Consider the following 16,339-nt stretch of genomic DNA (forward strand, 5'->3'; position numbering starts at 1 on the left):
CGTGAGCCCCTGAATGCATCGTGGCAATGTAGTCCGCTGGGGCATGAGGGGTGCTGCAGGGTTCCTGGCGGCGTGGCCGGTCGAGCCTACGCGGGCAGCAGGGCGTGCGGGCCGGGCAGGATGATGCGGAAACAGGCGCCACCGCCCGGCACCGGGACGTATTCAAGCGTGGCCTGGTTGGCCCGGCACAGCTCGCGGGCGATGTACAGGCCCAGGCCGGTGCCGTGTTCGGAGGTGGTGAAGAACGGCCGGAACAGTTGCGCGGCCACGGCCTCGGGGATGCCGGGGCCGCGATCCATCACGTCGATGGTCGGGCGCCCCTCGGCATTGAACACGCGCAGGCGGACGCGCGCCGATTCGCCCGGCAGGCGCCCGTAGTTCAGCGCGTTCTGCACCAGCACCGTGACCACCTGCTGCAGGTGGCGCGAATCGACCAGCGCTGGCACCGGCTTGGCGCCGATGATGGTTTCCAGCGTGTCGGTCTCGATGGAGAGCGTCTGCTGGTATTCGTCCACGAAACGCCGGGCGAACGTGTTGAGGTCGATGTGTTCGGGCGTGGCGCGCTCGCGGCGGGCGAGGCCCAGTACGCTCTCGACGATGCCGTTGGTGCGCTGGCACTGCTGATGGATGATCTGCAGCAGGCGGCGGTCGCCATCGCTGACCTGCTGGGATTCCTCCAGCAACTGCACGGCGTAGTTGATCGCGGCCAGCGGGTTGCGGATCTCGTGCGCCAGGCTGGCCGAAAAGCGGCCCAACGCGGCCAGGGTCAGGGATTCGGCCCGGCGCGAAACCACCGTGGCGTCGTCGAGGAAGATCAGCGAGGTGTCGCTGTCGGCCAGCAGGCGGGCGAAGCGGGGTTGCACTTCCGGCTGGTCCGGCGAGAACTGCATCGGGGTCTCGTCGGTCTGCCAGCCATTGCGCCAGCGCTGCAGGCGGCGGGCAAGTTCGGGCGCCGCGTGTTGCAGCGACACCCCCTTGCCGTCGACGCCCTTGCCATCGCCACCGTCGCCCAGCAGCAGGCTGGCGGCCTCGTTGGACAGCTTGATGTGGTTGTCGGCGTCCACCACCAGCACGCCGGTGCGCATGCGGCGGATGATCAGTTCGTTGACTTCGAACAGGTTGGCGACTTCCTCGCCGCGCTTGTCCGCCAGCGCCTGGCTGGCACGCGCCTTCTGCCCGGCCTGGTGGGCGAGGTAGGCCAGGGCCAGGTAACTGACCGCGAACATGATGACTTCGGCCAGCGAGCGGCTGCTGTTCTGGTCGTGGAAGAAGGTGAAGAAATACTCGCCGAACAGCGCGGCAATGGCGATCAGCGCCACCACAAGCGCCATCCGGGTGGACGGCAGCAGCAGGGCCGCTGCGGACACGTTGAACAGCAGCATCATCGCCACACCGGCGGTGGCGCCGGGCAGGGCGTGGGTGATCAGCGCGGCGACAAGCACGTCCAGGCAGACGCTTATGAACACGATCCACACCAGCCACTGCACGCTGCGACCGACGAAGAACAGCACCAGCGCCAGCACCAGGTAGCCGATGGCCACCAGCATGCCGAGGTCTCCATGGCGGGGCTGGCCGAGCAGATCGCCCAGCGGGCTGAACATCAGTGCGGCCAGGATGCCGGCTTCCAGCACGCGGTAAAGCGCGAAGGAATACAGCTCGCGGCGCGGTACTGATTCGATGCGGGACAGGAGCGACTGGGCCTGACGCAAGACTCGTACTTCCCCGTGACGAGGCGGCCAGTATAGGCAGGCTGGCCCCCGGCTGCGCGTTGGAACCCTGTTTCCGCCTGTTCCACCAAAGGCTTAGCTGCCGGGTTTTGCGCCATCCGGTCCGGTCGGCGACAATAGGGGGCTCGCCCGCGCCGCCGCCCCTGTGGCCCCGGCCGTGGGCGATGTCTTCTGTTCCCTACCCACGGTGACGCATGAATTTCCACGAATATCAGGCCAAGCAGCTGCTGGCCGAGTACGGCATCCCGGTCCCGGCCGGCAAAGTCGCCGCCACGGCGGACGAAGCGGTCGCAGCCGCGCAGTCCCTCGGCAACGGCCCCTGGATGGTCAAGGCCCAGATCCACGCGGGCGGTCGCGGCAAGGCCGGCGGCGTCAAGTTCTGCAAGACCGTCGATGACGTGAAGGCGGCCGCCGGCAAGATGCTGGGCACCAAGATGGCCACCTACCAGACTGCCGGCGTCGAGCTGCCGGTCAACCTGGTGCTGGTGACCACCGCCGGCGAGATCGTCAAGGAGCTGTACCTGTCGGTGCTGGTCGACCGTGGCACCCGCACCATCACCTACATCGCCTCGTCCGAGGGCGGCGTGGAGATCGAACAGGTCGCGGCCGAGACCCCGGACAAGATCCACAGCCTCAACGTCGACTTCGTCGAAGGTGTGCAGCCGTACCAGGGCCGCGAGTTCGGCTTCAAGATGGGCCTGACCGCCAAGCAGGCCGGCCAGTTCGCCAACATCATGGTCAACCTGTACCGCATCTTCAACGAGAAGGACCTGGCGCTGGTAGAGATCAACCCGCTGGCGATCCTGGACGACGGCAATCTGTACGCGCTGGACGGCAAGTTCAACAGCGACGACAACGCCGCCTTCCGCCACAAGGACCTGGTCGCCATGCGCGACAAGAGCCAGGAAGACGAGACCGAAGTGCTGGCCTCGGAGATGGACATCAACTACGTGACCATGGACGGCAACATCGGTTGCATGGTCAACGGCGCCGGCCTGGCGATGGCGACCATGGACGTCATCAAGCTCAACGGCGGCGAGCCGGCGAACTTCCTGGACGTGGGCGGCGGCGCCAACAAGCAGCGCGTGATCGAGGCGTTCAAGCTGATCCTGTCCTCCGACAAGGTCGAAGGCATCTTCGTCAACATCTTCGGCGGCATCGTCCGCTGCGACATGATCGCCGAGGGCATCATCGCCGCGGTGAAGGAAGTGGGCGTCAAGGTGCCGGTGGTCGTGCGCCTGGAAGGCACCAACGTGGAAGAAGGCAAGCAGCTGCTGCGCGACAGCGGCATGGCCATCATCCCGGCCGACAACATCAACGACGGTGCCAAGAAGGTCGTCGCTGCTGTCAAAGCCGCCGCCTGATCCCCCGCGTGTCGTAGTGCGGGCCCAGGCCCGCCATCGACCGATCCAGACATCAAGACGGCGGGCCAGGGCCCGCCCTACAGGAAGACAGATTCCATGAGCGTTCTGATCAACAAGAACACGAAGGTGATCGTGCAGGGCTTCACCGGCCAGCAGGGCACCTTCCACGCCACCCAGATGATCGAGTACGGCACCCAGGTCGTCGGCGGCGTCACCCCGGGCAAGGGCGGCACCACCCACATCGACCTGCCGGTGTTCGACACCGTTGCCGATGCGGTCAAGAGCACGGGCGCCGACGCGTCCGTCATCTACGTGCCGCCGCCGTTCGCGGCCGACGCCATCCTTGAAGCGGCCGCAGCCGGCATCAAGGTCATCGTCTGCATCACCGAGGGCATCCCGGTGCTGGACATGCTGCGCGTGGACAACGTGCTGAAGGGCTCGCACCCGGATACCGTGCTGATCGGGCCGAACTGCCCCGGCGTGATCACCCCGGGCGAGTGCAAGATCGGCATCATGCCGGGCCACATCCACAAGCCGGGCAAGATCGGCATCGTGTCGCGCTCCGGTACGCTGACCTATGAAGCGGTCAAGCAGACCACCGAAGTGGGCCTGGGCCAGTCGACCTGCATCGGCATCGGCGGCGACCCGATCAACGGCCTGAACTTCGTCGACTGCCTGAAGCTGTTCAACGAAGACCCGCAGACCGAAGGCATCATCATGGTTGGCGAGATCGGCGGTGACGCCGAGGAAGCCGGTGCCGAGTACATCGCCAAGTACGTGAAGAAGCCGGTGGTCGGCTTCATCGCCGGCGCCTCGGCTCCGGCCGGCAAGCGCATGGGCCACGCCGGTGCGATTGCGTCGGGCGGCAAGGGCACGGCGGAAGGCAAGTTCGCGGCGATGGAAGCCGCGGGCGTGGTCACCGTTCGTTCGCCGGGCGACCTGGGCGCGGCGATCGCGAAGCTGGTGAAGTAAGCCTCTCTGTCGCGCGTCAAGCAGAAAGCCGCCTTCGGGCGGCTTTCTGCTTTCTGGGTGGCGGGTAAAGGGGGCGACGTCAGGGTTCTTCCGGGCAAGTGTGGGGACATGGGCTTCGTTGCCCCACCCCAACCCTCCCCCGCAAGCAGAGGAGGGGGCCTTATCCGGGGCCGGCAGAGTCTCCCAGTCCCCGATCCAGATCCAGATCCGCGCGCGGTTGGCCCCTTCCCCCGCTTGCGGGGGAAGGCTGGGATGGGGGCAAAATGCCGCCGTAGCCATTGCACAGGATGTGCCCATGCGACAAGGACAGAAACGCGACCGGGCGCGCGAGTTACGCCGGGACATGACGCTTGCGGAGCGGAGGCTCTGGAATGTCCTCAAGGATCGCCAGCTGGACGGCTTCCGTTTCCGGCGCCAGCATCCGGTCGGTCCCTACATCGCGGATTTCGCCTGCCTTGAGGCTGGAGTGATCATCGAAGTCGATGGCGGCCAGCACATGGACGCAGCGTCGGACAGTGCGCGCGACGCATTCCTGCATGGTGAAGGGTTCCGCACCCTGCGCTTCTGGAATAATGAGGTCTTGGTGAACCTTGAAGGTGTCCGGGCACTGATACTCCGTTGGCTCGGACACTCGCCCCCATCCCAGCCTTCCCCCGCGCGCGGGGGAAGGGGCAGTTTCAGAAGGCCGACATGACCCAGACCCTCCGCATCGCCATGGCCCAGTTCGACTTCCCGGTCGGCGGCGTCGTGCAGAACACGGCGAGCATCCAGCGCATGATCGCCGAGGCACGCGACGAATACGGCGCCGACGTGGTGTTGTTTCCCGAACTCGCGATCAGCGGCTATCCGCCGGAGGACCTGCTGCTGCGGCCGCGCTTCCTGGCAGACTGCGAGACGGCGCTGACGGAGATCGCCGCCACCACACACGGCATCGTCGCCGTGGTCGGCTGGCCGCAGAGTGCGGGCAGCGTGGTCTACAACGCGGCCAGCGTGCTGCGCGATGGCGGGGTCGAGACGACGTACCGAAAGCGCGAGTTGCCCAACTACGCGGTATTCGACGAGCGCCGCTACTTCGATGTCGATCCCGACGGTGGCAGCTGTGTCTTCGAGGTCAAAGGCACGCAGGTGGGGCTGGTGATCTGCGAGGACCTCTGGTTCCCCGAGCCGTTGGCCGAGACGGGCAAGGCAGGCGCGGTGTTGACGCTGGTGCCGAATGCCTCGCCGTTCGACCGCGACAAGCATGCCCAGCGCGATGCCTTGATCGCCGAGCGCACGCGCGAGACCGGTATGGCGCTGGCTTACCTCAACGTGGTGGGCGGACAGGATGCGGTGGTGTTCGACGGCGCATCCGTCGTCGCGGATGGCGACGGCACCGTGCATCCCGCAGCGGCCGCGTTCACCGACCAGTGGCTGGTGGTGGATTTCGACGTCACCACGCGCAAGTTCACGCCGGTCGTGTGGATGGACGATGGCGACGAGAGCCGGGATGCGTTGGCTTGGCGTGCCATCGTGCGCGGCATCCGCGACTACTGCGGCAAGAACGGATTCTCGAAGCTTTGGCTGGGCCTGTCTGGCGGCATCGATTCGGCGCTGGTGCTGGCGCTGGCCGTGGATGCGATGGGTGCGGAGAACGTCACCGCGGTGCGGCTGCCGTCGCGCTACACCGCCGGCTTGTCCAACGACCTGGCCGCCGAGCAGTGCGCGGCGATGGGCGTGAAGCTGGAAGCGATCTCGATCGAAGCGCCGTTCAAGGGCTTCCTCGAAGCGCTGGGTCCGGTATTCGGCGACACGCCTGCCGATACCACCGAGGAGAACCTGCAATCGCGCAGCCGCGGCGTGATCCTGATGGCGCTGAGCAACAAGTTCGGCGGCCTGTTGCTGACCACCGGCAACAAGAGCGAATACGCGGTGGGCTACGCCACCATCTACGGCGACATGTGCGGCGGCTACGCGCCGATCAAGGATTTGTACAAGACGGAGGTGTTCGCGCTGGCGCGCTGGCGCAACACCGTGGGCGGCGCGCCGGTGATCCCGCCGGCCGTCATCGATCGTCCGCCGTCCGCGGAGTTGCGCGAGAACCAGAAGGACCAGGACTCGCTGCCGCCCTATGACGTGCTGGACGCCATCCTGTTCCGCTACGTGGACCTGGAGCAGTCGCGCGACGAGATCGTCGCCGCCGGCTTCGACGCCACCACCGTGGACCGCATGCTGCGGCTGGTGCGCATCAACGAGTGGAAGCGCCACCAGGCGGCGCCCGGTCCCAAGGTGTCGCGCCGGGCCTTCGGTCGCGAACGCCGCTACCCGATCACCAACAAGTACCCGTTGTGAGTCCGCCCCAGCGCCGCGCACGATCCATCCGGAGATCCGCATGACCCGAAAGAAGAAGCGCACGGCGCACCATGAGCGTCCGGCGTCCACCGCGCCGCGCGCGGCGACGCCGCCGGATCGCGTGATGCTGGCGCTGGCGGCGCTGGGCCTGCTGATCACCGGCTACCTGGCGTGGACGGCGGGCAGCGGTTCGACATCGGCGTTCTGCACCAGCGCAGGCGGCTGCGATGCGATCCAGCGCAGCGGCTGGTCCACGCTGCTGGGCTTGCCGATGGCGTTGTGGGGGTTCGGCCTGTATGCGGTGGTCGCGCTGGTGTCGCGGTCGCGCAAGGCGTCGCTGCTGCTGCGCTGGCAACGGCAATGGCGACTGGTGCTGTTGGGGCTGGCGATCAGCCTCTACCTGACCGCCGTGGGGGCGCTGGTGCTCGACGCGTTCTGCGTGGGCTGCCTGGCCTCGCTCGCGGTGCTGGTGGTGATGTTCGGCTGGTTGCAGCTGCGGCGCCCCGCGTCCGCTCCCGGCCAGCCATGGAGCCGCTGGTGGGCTGTGCAGGCGCTGCCGGTGCTACTGGTCGTGGCCGTCCTGCATGTGCACCAGAGTGGACTGTTGCACCAGCGGCCGGAAAGTCGCCGTGCGGCAGCGCTGGCGCAGCACCTGTCCGACTACGGTGCGAAGTTCTACGGCGCGTCATGGTGCGTGGAGTGCAGCCGGCAGAAGCGCCACTTCGGTCATGCGGCGGAGCGGCTGCCGTACGTGGAATGCTCGCCCGGCGGACGCAACTCACCCATGACCTCTGCCTGCGCGGCCGCAGGCGTGACCGTGTTCCCCACCTGGGTGATCGATGGCATCGAGCACAACGGGGTGATCGAGCCGCAGCAGTTGGCGGTGCTGACCCGCTTCGACTGGGAGGGTGCGGCGAACGACGAGTGAGTCGTCGCTGCACGCGGCGCAGGATGCCGCATGCAGCGCGCGCCGGCACCCGCACATGAAAAAGGGCCTTGCGGCCCTTTTTCGTTGCAGCGACCGGGTCGAATCAGTCGTCGTTGCGCCTGTCGGCGGTATTGATCGACTTCTCGGCACCGAACGGATTCAGGCGGCGCACCATCCACGGGTAGTTCGGCCACTTGCCGGCCAGCCAGGGGTGCTGCGGATCGTTGATCTCCAGCACGCGCTTGGCATCGGCGGCCAGGGTTTCGTTGCCCAGTTGGGTATAGGCTTCGGCCAGCACGGCGATGGCGTCGTTCTGATGGCTGCTCTGCGGGTAGGTTTCCAGCAGGTACTTGGCGCGGCTGGCGGCGGACACCCATGCATCACGGCGCAGGTAGTAGATCGCGGTGTCCAGTTCGTGCAGGGCGAACTGGTTGCGCAACACGGTCATGCGCTGGCGCGCGTCGGCGGCGTAGCGGCTGTTGGGATAGTTCTCGGCGACGCGGTTGAGGTCGTTGTAACCCTGCATCGGTGTGGCCAGGTCGCGACGGCTGGCTTCCAGGCGCCAGACCTTCTGCAGGAACACCGTGTCGCGGTTGGAGTTGGCCAGGCCGCGCAGGTAGTACATGTACGGAACGTTGCGATGGGTCGGATAGGTGCGGATGAAGCGGTCGATGGTGGTGACCGCGTCGTCGAGCTTGCCCGACTTGTACTCGGCATAGGCCGATTCCATCAATGCCTGTTCGGTATAGGGCCCATACGGGTACTGGGCGATCAGGCGGCGGAAGTTCTGCAGGCCGCGATCCCAGTTGTTGTTCACCATGGCCTGGTGGGCTTCCTGGTACATCACCTCGACAGGCTGGTTCTCCGCTGCTTCCTTTTTCTTGAAGATCTTGCCGCAGCCGGTGCCGGCGAAGCCGATGACCAGGGCCAAAAGGACGAGGCGAGTGGTCGCGGAGGGGCGGGAGAAGCGGGGGAAGGCACGCTGGGTCATGGGCTGGCGGCAGGCCGCGGCAGGGAAACAGGCCGTCGATGATAGCCTAGGCGCCGCCTTCGCCATGAACAATCGGCCAATACGGACCGGACCATGGCCTCCCTGGATGTCTTTCCGCATGACCGATACCGAATCCCCCGATAGCCTCCGCACCGCCATCGTGCCCGCCAGCGCGGCCGGCCGGCGCTTCGACGCCGCCCTGGCGGAGCTGTTCCCCGAGTTCTCCCGGTCGCGCCTGACCGAATGGATCAAGTCCGGCAATGCCCTGCTGGATGGCCAGGTGGTGCGCCCGCGCGATCCCGTGCGCGGCGGCGAGACCGCCAGCCTGGACGTGGTGCTGGATACCCAGACCCATGCCGAACCGGAAGACATCCCGCTGGACATCCTGTACGAGGACGAGCACGTCTTCGTGCTGGACAAGCCCGCCGGGCTGGTCGTGCACCCCGGCGCCGGCAATCCGAACGGCACACTGGTCAATGCATTGCTGTTCCGCGATCCGTCGCTGTCGGCGCTGCCACGCGCGGGCATCGTGCACCGGCTGGACAAGGACACCTCGGGTGTCATGGTGGTGGCACGCACGGTGCCGGCGCACACCTCGCTGGTGGCGCAACTGGCCTCACGCGACGTGCACCGCCAGTACCTGGCCGTGGTGGTCGGCGCGATGGTGTCCGGCGGCACCGCCAACGCACCGATCGACCGCCATCCCCGCGACCGGCTGAAGATGGCGGTGCGAGAGGACGGCCGCGACGCCGTCACCCACTATCGCCTGCGCGAACGCTTCCGCGCGCACACGGCGCTGGAATGCCGGCTGGAAACCGGCCGCACGCACCAGATCCGCGTGCACATGGCGCACATCAAGTACCCGATCATCGGCGACCCGCTGTACGGCGGCCCGCTGCGGTTGCCCAAGGGCGCCAGCGAGGAACTGATCGCCGTGCTGCGCAGCTTCCGTCGGCAGGCACTGCACGCCGAGACGCTGGAGTTCGCCCATCCCGTCAGTGGCGAGCCGGTCCGCGTCACCGCGCCGGTGCCCGCCGACATGGTGGCGCTGCTGGCGGCGCTGCGCGCGGACAGCCAGGCCAAGCGCGGATGAATCGCGTGCCGGTGGTGGCAGCGGACTGGCCGGCACCTGCCGGCGTGCACGCGTTCACCACGCTGCGACATGGCGCCGGGTTTTCGGCAGCGCCGTTCGACAGCTTCAATCTCGGCAACAAGTACGCCGCCGATGGCGACGATCCGGCCAGGGTGGCGCGCAACCGCGCGCAGCTGGCCGAACTCGCCGGCCTGCCGTCCGCACCGCACTGGCTGAAGCAGGTGCACGGCATCGATGTACTGCGCGTGGAAGCACATGCGGATCCCGAATCCACCGAGCCCGTCGCCGATGCCGCGGTGACGTCGACGCGCGGCGTGGTGCTCGCCATCCTCACTGCCGACTGCCTGCCGGTGGTGTTCGCCGCGAAGGACGGCAGCGAGATCGCGGCCGCGCATGCCGGCTGGCCCGGGCTGTCGAAAGGGATGCTGGAAGCGACACTGGACGCAATGGACACGCCGGCTGCGGACGTGGTCGCCTGGATCGGCCCGGCGGCGGGGCCTGCGCGCTATGAAGTGGGCAAGGACGTGTTCGACGCGTTCGTCGCACACGATGTGGATGCCGAAGCCTGCTTCGCGCCGACACGCGAGAACCATTGGCTGGCCGATCTGCCGGCGCTGGCACGCCGGCGCCTGGTCGCGCATGGCATGACGCCTGCGGACATCCACGGCGGCGACCTCTGCACGATCAGCGAGCCCGCGCGCTTCTTCTCGCACCGCCGTGATGGCCGCAGCGGCCGCATCGCCACGCTGGCATGGATGCAGCCGTAAGGTCGTTGTTCGCGCAGGTCCTGGGGCCGGCGTTCGACGGGCTGCCGGCGCAGGTACGCGCGCTGCACGTCGCGCAAGGCGTGAATCGGTATCGAGGTGGCGTCGAGGTCGAGCGCGGCGGTCGATGGCTGTCACGGCTGGTCGCCGCGGCCACCCATCTTCCACCCGCCGGCGACGGTCCGCTGTGCGTGGAGATCGAAGCCTCGCCTGACGCCGAGCGCTGGACGCGTTTCATCGGCGGTCGCGCCATGCCCTCGCGGTTGTGGCGCGACGGTGAGGTGCTGTGCGAGCGGCTGGGCCTGGCGACGTTCGGCTTCCGGCTGAATGTCGTGGACCACGCCATCGTATGGCGCGTCGTCCGGGTGAGCGTGTTCGGCGTGTCGTTGCCGGCGCGTTGGTTCAGGGGCGTGGGCGCACGAGAGTTCGCCGAGGACGATCGCTACCGGTTCGACGTCTGGGCGTCGTTGCCGTTGACCGGTCTGCTTGTGCATTACCGAGGGTGGCTGGATGTGGAGTGAGCTCGTCGTGATGCGTAGCTCGCCGGACCGCCTTCTCCCCGCATGCGGGGAGAGGGGAGCGATCAAGCGTCACAGAGAGGTTGAATGACGGCAAACGATCCCTCCGCCGCACAAGGCCCCATCATCGTCTTCGACGGCGTCTGTGTGCTCTGCAACGGCTGGGTACGCTTTCTGCTGAAGCATGACCGCGTGGGACGCTACCGCTTCGCCGCCATGCAGTCGGATGCCGGACGCGAATTGCTGGCGGGGCACGGACTGGATCCTGACGATCCGGCGTCGTTCCTGCTGGTCGACGGCGAGCGCGCGTGGACCGACAGCGAGGCGATCCAGCGCGTGCTGACGGGCCTGGGTGGCGTGTGGCAATTGGCGAGGGTGATCGCAGTAGTGCCACGCGTCGTCCGCAATCCGCTCTACCGCTGGGTGGCACGCAACCGGTACGGATGGTTCGGGACGACCGCGTGCCACGTGCCTACCGAGGAAGAGCGGGCGCGGTTCCTCAAGTAGACCGATCAGGTCGGCCTCCCTGATCGTCATCCCGGCGGAAGCCGGGACCCAGTGACTTTTTGCCTGCGGAAGATCCGCTGCCATACGCAAGAAGCAACGACACTGGGTCCCGGCCTTCGCCGGGATGACGGCGTTCGTTGAACTCAGAACGTGTAGCGCACCCGCGTGTAGTAGTACGCGCCGTTGCTGCCGATCGGCGACAGCACGTCGTAGGGCAGGTTGCCGAAATAGGAGATGTCCGCGCTCGACAGGTCCGGGTACTCGTCGGTCAGATTCAGGCCGCCCAGCGCGACGCTCCACTGCGGCGAAAACCGGTATTCGACTTCCGCATCCAGCTGCCACTCGGCGCCGTAGGTCTGCTCCGGCTCGAAGCCACCGCCGAAGTTGAACACGCGCTTGGCGCTGCCATGGCGGGTGACGCGTCCAAGCAGCGACCAGGCCGTGCTGTCCCAACTGGCAGTGAAGATGCCGCGCGTGCGCGGTGCGGCATCGGTCAGCGTGTTGCTCTCTTCCACGCCGAACAGCACGTAGCCCGGATCGATCGCCAGTAGTTCGGCCGGCGTGGCGGCGATGTTCTTCAATTCCGTCTTGGCGTAGCTGTAAGCGCCGGTCAGCAGCAGGTTGCCGTCGCCCAGCGCTTGCCGCCAGTTGGCCACCATTTCGGCGCCCTCCGTGCGGGTGTCTGCCGCGTTGATGAAGAAGTTGGCGCTCTGCACGCCGGGCACGCCGAAATTGTCCAGCACGAAATCGGTCAGCGCGTCGCCGCTGATGCGCTCGGTGATCGCCACGCGGTCGTCGATGTCGATGCGGAACACGTCCAGCGATACGTCGAAGTGATCGCCGATGCGACTGGTGAAGCCGAGGCTGAGGTTCAGCGCCTTCTCTGGGTCCAGGTCCTGCGCGCCGAGCGCCCGGGCGATGGGATTGTTGACCGACAGCAGGCGGCCCTGGGTGAGCTGGCCGGAGGCGTCGTAGCCGGTGGAGGTGGATTCGAAGCCGATCTGGCTCAGCGACGGCGCCCGGAAGTTGTTCGACACCGAGCCACGCAGCGCGAAGGCCGGCGCGAACTCGTAGCGGGCGGCCAGCTTGCCCGTCAGTTCGCCGCCGAAGTCGTCGTAGTGCTCGTAGCGCGCGGCGATGTCGGTGGTGAACTTCTCGCCCCACTGGCTGCTGAGACTGGCGTAGACGCTGGACACGTCGCGGTCGAGGTCGGCGGTGTCCTGCGGCGTCAGCCCACCGCCGGCCTGCGAGCCGGTCGGGCGGTCGGTGAAGGGACCGGCTGCGTACGAGGCGGGATCGCCTGCGCCGGTCTCGAAGGTTTCATGACGGAACTCGAGGCCGGTGGCGAACGTATGCGCGCCGAACACGCGGCTCAGATCGAGGTTGGCGAGCGTCTGTGCGGACTCGTAGTCGCCGGTCTTGAATCGCGTGGGACTGCTGGGCCCCAGCGAGGCGTTGAGCGAATTGCGCAGCCGGTAGGTGAATTCATTGCGGCCATGATTGAGGCTGGCGTCGTAATCCCAGTCGCCCCATTGCCCGCGCACGCCGGCCACGCCGGCCAAGTCCAGGTTCTCGCCTTCGGAGATCGGGCGGTAACCGTTCGGATAGACCTCTTTCCAGTTCGCCACGCCATCTGGGTAACGGAAGTAGTTGGCGCCTTCAGTGTCGCTCTGGTGGTAAGTGCCGAACGCGTAGAACTCTGCGGATTCGCCCAGCGGCACGGCCGCGTTGAGCCAGGCGTTGATGTCGCGCGAGCTGCCATCACCCAGCACGTAGTTGCGCTGGCCGGCCAGCGCCAGGTTGTCGGGCGTCTGTTCTTCGAAGAACGGGATCTGGTCGAAGCCAGCGCGATTGGTGCCCTCGCGCTGCTTGTACTCCAGGCCCACCCGGAAGAAGCCGCCATCGCCGATACGGTCGCCGACCTGTGCACTGAAGAAGCCGCTCTGGCCGTCGGTGACGGTCTGGTCGATCGGCTCCACCTTCGTATGGTGCGCGCCATAGTTGGCCTCGAAGGCCCCGCCTTCCGGCGCATCGTTGAGGATGACGTTGATGACACCGGCGACGGCATCGGAGCCGTACTGCGCGCCAGCGCCGTCGCGCAGCACTTCGATGCGCTTGATCGCGCTGACCGGGATGGCATTGAAGTCCACCGGTGTATTGCCCTTGCCGATCTTGCTGTCGGTATTGACCAGCGCGCTGGTGTGGCGGCGCTTGCCATTGACCAGCACCAGCACTTGGTTGGGGCTCAGGCCGCGCAGCTGCGCGGCGCGGATGTGGTCGGCGCCGCCGGAGTTGGACTGGCGCGGGAAGTTCAGCGACGGCAGCAGCGCCTGCAGTGCGCTGCCGAGTTCGCCGTTGAGCACGCCGGCCTTGCGGATGTCCTCGGCGGTCAGCACGTCGATGGGCGAAGTGGATTCCAGCGCGGTGCGGTCGGTGGCACGGGTGCCGGTGACGATCACGGCGTCCAGGTCGGTGGCGCCGGCAGGGGCGGTCTGGGCATGGGCGGGGAGGGCGAGCGCCAGCACGATGGCGGCGCCGAGCGGAGCAAGGGTGGGGTGGGACATGCGGGTCTCGTGGGGCGAGGGAGGAGGCGGGGTAAAATCTATCGCTATATTGCGATGAAGCGATATATTAGCCGCCGCTGCGGGCTGTGTGTCATCTCCGCTGTCCATCACCTTATGCCGTCGCGTCATATGGCCATCGCGGTGGCGTGCTCCATCCTGTCCTTCTTCCACGAGGTATTCCCCATGTCCCATCGTGTTGTCTGGTTGCTGGTCCTTCTCGCGCTGGCCGGATGTGCGTCCACGCCGCCCGTCGCGCCGGCCCCTGCCACGACCGCCGCGCTGGAAGGCGATGCGCTGCGTCCGGCCAGCGCGAACGGCTGGGTGCGCAGCGAGCTGTACTTCGGCGTGGGGGAAGAGACGGGACCGGCCGACCGTCCCCAGGCCGAGCCGATCAGCGAGGCGACGTGGCGCGCCTTCCTGGACAAGGAAGTGACCGCGCGCTTCCCCGATGGCCTGACCGTGTTCGACGCCTACGGCCAGTGGCTGTTCCGCGGCGCGAAGGAACCCAACCGGCTGAAGACCAAGGTGCTGGTGGTCCTGCACGAGGACACGCCGCAGCGCCGGGCCGACATCGAGGCGATCCGCCTGGCGTGGAAGCAGGCCACGGGCCACCAGTCGGTGCTGTGGTCGCGCCACGCGGTGGACGTATCGTTCTGAGTCGATCCGCTCCTTCCCCCGCGTGCGGGGGAAGGCTGGGATGGGGGCAGGCGCGCGCGCAGACGATGATGTGCGTGCGACATACGCACGGGCGCGAGACGCGCGGCGCGACGCTTCGCGCGAGGGCGAAACCGGTCGGCTTCGTCGCCCCTACCCCACCCCTCCCCCGTGAACGGGGGAGGGGGCTTATCCTGCGTTCTCCGGTTCCCTCCTTTCCCTTCTCCTTCTCCGACCTCCCATGACCGCATCGGCTTCTCCCGTGCGCCGCTGGTTCGTTCCCGGCGACCTCAACGGTTTCTTCGGCCTGGTGGTGGACAACCTGTCCATCCTCGGCTTCATCGCCGCCGCGCTGATCGGCATCTTCCAGTTCCCCGCCGAGGTGGTGTTCACCCGCATGTTCCCCGGCACCGCGCTGGGCGTGCTGGTCGGCAACCTGATCTACACGTGGATGGCGCACCGGCTGTCGGCGAAGACCGGGCGTGACGACGTCACGGCGATGCCGCTGGGCCTGGATGCGCCCACCAGCATCGGCATGGCGCTGCTGGTGCTGGGCCCGGCGTTCGTCGGCTTCAAGCAGGCGGGCATGGACGAACAGGCGGCGGCAACCGCCACCTGGCAGCTCGGCATGGCCTCGCTGGTGGTGATGGGCGTGCTGAAGCTGGTGCTGTCGTTCTTCGGCGATGCGGTCACGCGCGCGGTGCCGCGTGCCGGCCTGCTGGGTTCCATCGGCGGCGCGGCGCTGACGCTGCTGGGCTTCCTGCCGCTGATCGAAACGCTGCGCCAGCCCATCGTCGGCTTCGTCACCTTCGGCCTGCTGCTATACGTGCTGGTGGCGAAGGGGAAGCTGCCGGTGAAGATTCCCGGCGTGCTGCTGGCCTTCATCGTCGGCACCACGCTGTATTACGCGCTGGGGCTGTCCGGTCTCGGCGCGCCGGGCTTCAAGGTGCCGGATGCCGTGCCGCTGGCGGTGACGCTGCCACTGCCCACGCTGGGCTGGCTGGATGGCCTGGCCTACACCGTGCCCTATCTGCCGCTGCTGCTGCCGTTCGGCCTGCTGATGGTGGTGGGCGGCATCAACGTCAGCGAAAGCGCACGCGCCGCCGGCGACGATTACCGCACGCGCGACGTGCTGCTGGCCGAAGCGGTGTCCACGCTGGTGGCCGGTTTCTGCGGCGGCGTGGCGCAGACCACGCCCTACATCGGCCAGCCCGCCTACAAACACATGGGCGCGCGCAAGGGCTACACGCTGCTGACAGGTCTTTTCATCGGCCTGGGCGGCGTGCTGGGCTACGTGTCGGGGCTGGTGCAGTGGCTGCCGGTGGCGGTGCTGGCGCCGATCATTGTTTACGTGGGCCTGGACATCACCGTGCAGGCCTTCACCGAAACGCCGCGCAAGCACGCCATCGCGGTGGCGCTGGGCTTCCTCCCGTCGGTGGCCTACCTGCTGACGATCAAGTTCGGCAATCCGGCGTGGATCGCGCCGGACCGCTTCGCCGCCCTGTACGAGGGCGTCGACGGGCACGGTCTGCCCGACCTGGCCACCATCGTCACGCTGGGCAACGGCTTCATCATCACCGCGATGATCTGGACCACCGCGCTGGTGGCGATGATCGATGGGCGTAATGGCCGTGCCGTGGCCGCGCTGCTGGTCGGCGCGGTGCTGACGCTGTTCGGCATCATCCACTCGGTGGATCCGCGCGGCGGCATCTACCTGCCGTGGGACGTGGAAGGCCTGCGCGCGACCATTCGGTGGCAGTTCGCCGGTGCGTACGCCGCGCTGGCTGTGCTGCTGGGCCTGCTATCGCTGCAGAAGAAGCCGTAGGGCGGGCCCTGGCCCGCCACGCCTCGCAGCCATGCACAGGAAGGTGGGCCAGGGCCCACCCTACGTTGAACCCGGGTCTCAGCCGGTCTTGAAACACCGGCGCT

Annotated in this window: 14 protein-coding genes; 11 read left to right on the forward strand and 3 right to left on the reverse strand. The window is 67.5% G+C overall.

Annotated features, from left to right (window positions below; genetic code table 11):
• Window positions 1–86 precede the first annotated feature (86 nt).
• Window positions 87–1,709 (reverse strand): ATP-binding protein, encoded by a 1,623-nt coding sequence (locus FB548_RS15645; protein WP_142125723.1) that lies wholly within the window; start codon window positions 1,707–1,709, stop codon window positions 87–89.
• 212 nt (window positions 1,710–1,921) lie between these two features.
• Here FB548_RS15645 and sucC point away from each other — a divergent pair, with 212 nt between their 5' ends.
• From sucC to FB548_RS15670, 5 genes are all read left to right on the forward strand, one after another.
• Window positions 1,922–3,091: an ADP-forming succinate--CoA ligase subunit beta gene (gene sucC / locus FB548_RS15650; RefSeq protein WP_142125724.1), complete on the forward strand. Its 1,170-nt coding sequence runs from the start codon at window positions 1,922–1,924 to the stop codon at window positions 3,089–3,091.
• A gap of 96 nt (window positions 3,092–3,187) precedes the next feature.
• Window positions 3,188–4,063 (forward strand): succinate--CoA ligase subunit alpha, encoded by an 876-nt coding sequence (sucD, locus tag FB548_RS15655; RefSeq protein WP_142125725.1) that lies wholly within the window; start codon window positions 3,188–3,190, stop codon window positions 4,061–4,063.
• Between the two features lie 295 nt (window positions 4,064–4,358).
• Window positions 4,359–4,757, forward strand: coding sequence for a DUF559 domain-containing protein (locus FB548_RS15660; protein ID WP_142125726.1), 399 nt, complete (start codon window positions 4,359–4,361; stop codon window positions 4,755–4,757).
• Window positions 4,754–6,391: an NAD+ synthase gene (locus FB548_RS15665; RefSeq protein WP_142125727.1), complete on the forward strand. Its 1,638-nt coding sequence runs from the start codon at window positions 4,754–4,756 to the stop codon at window positions 6,389–6,391. The genes FB548_RS15660 and FB548_RS15665 overlap by 4 nt, the downstream gene beginning before the upstream one ends.
• 40 nt (window positions 6,392–6,431) lie before the next feature.
• Window positions 6,432–7,319: a vitamin K epoxide reductase family protein gene (locus tag FB548_RS15670; protein WP_221625980.1), complete on the forward strand. Its 888-nt coding sequence runs from the start codon at window positions 6,432–6,434 to the stop codon at window positions 7,317–7,319.
• A 103-nt stretch (window positions 7,320–7,422) separates the two neighbouring features.
• Here the strand turns inward: FB548_RS15670 and FB548_RS15675 are convergent, their stop codons facing one another.
• Window positions 7,423–8,310: an outer membrane protein assembly factor BamD gene (locus FB548_RS15675; protein WP_142125728.1), complete on the reverse strand. Its 888-nt coding sequence runs from the start codon at window positions 8,308–8,310 to the stop codon at window positions 7,423–7,425.
• 118 nt (window positions 8,311–8,428) lie between these two features.
• On the opposite strand from FB548_RS15675, the gene rluD reads away from it, so the two are divergent.
• From rluD to FB548_RS15695, 4 genes are all read left to right on the forward strand, one after another.
• Window positions 8,429–9,403 (forward strand): 23S rRNA pseudouridine(1911/1915/1917) synthase RluD, encoded by a 975-nt coding sequence (rluD, locus tag FB548_RS15680; RefSeq protein WP_142125729.1) that lies wholly within the window; start codon window positions 8,429–8,431, stop codon window positions 9,401–9,403.
• On the forward strand, window positions 9,400–10,170 hold the full coding sequence (pgeF, locus tag FB548_RS15685) for a peptidoglycan editing factor PgeF (protein ID WP_142125730.1): 771 nt from the start codon (window positions 9,400–9,402) through the stop codon (window positions 10,168–10,170). The genes rluD and pgeF overlap by 4 nt, the downstream gene beginning before the upstream one ends.
• On the forward strand, window positions 10,155–10,688 hold the full coding sequence (locus FB548_RS15690) for a DUF4166 domain-containing protein (protein WP_142125731.1): 534 nt from the start codon (window positions 10,155–10,157) through the stop codon (window positions 10,686–10,688). The genes pgeF and FB548_RS15690 overlap by 16 nt, the downstream gene beginning before the upstream one ends.
• Window positions 10,689–10,772: 84 nt before the next feature.
• Complete coding sequence (locus tag FB548_RS15695; RefSeq protein ID WP_142125732.1) at window positions 10,773–11,192, forward strand: thiol-disulfide oxidoreductase DCC family protein; 420 nt, start codon at window positions 10,773–10,775, stop codon at window positions 11,190–11,192.
• Between the two features lie 143 nt (window positions 11,193–11,335).
• Here FB548_RS15695 and FB548_RS15700 read toward each other — a convergent pair whose 3' ends face one another.
• A complete protein-coding gene (locus FB548_RS15700) occupies window positions 11,336–13,756 on the reverse strand; it encodes a TonB-dependent receptor (RefSeq protein ID WP_142125733.1) in 2,421 nt (806 codons plus the stop codon).
• Window positions 13,757–13,939: 183 nt separating this feature from the next.
• On the opposite strand from FB548_RS15700, the gene FB548_RS15705 reads away from it, so the two are divergent.
• Window positions 13,940–14,413, forward strand: coding sequence for a DUF3574 domain-containing protein (locus FB548_RS15705; RefSeq protein ID WP_142125734.1), 474 nt, complete (start codon window positions 13,940–13,942; stop codon window positions 14,411–14,413).
• Window positions 14,414–14,651: 238 nt separating this feature from the next.
• Entirely contained in the window at window positions 14,652–16,235 is a 1,584-nt protein-coding gene (locus FB548_RS15710; RefSeq protein ID WP_142125735.1) for a hypothetical protein, read from the forward strand.
• The last annotated feature ends 104 nt before the right edge of the window (window positions 16,236–16,339 follow it).

Source organism: Pseudoxanthomonas sp. 3HH-4, from assembly GCF_006716465.1.
In the GTDB taxonomy this organism is placed as follows: Bacteria; Pseudomonadota; Gammaproteobacteria; order Xanthomonadales; family Xanthomonadaceae; genus Pseudoxanthomonas_A.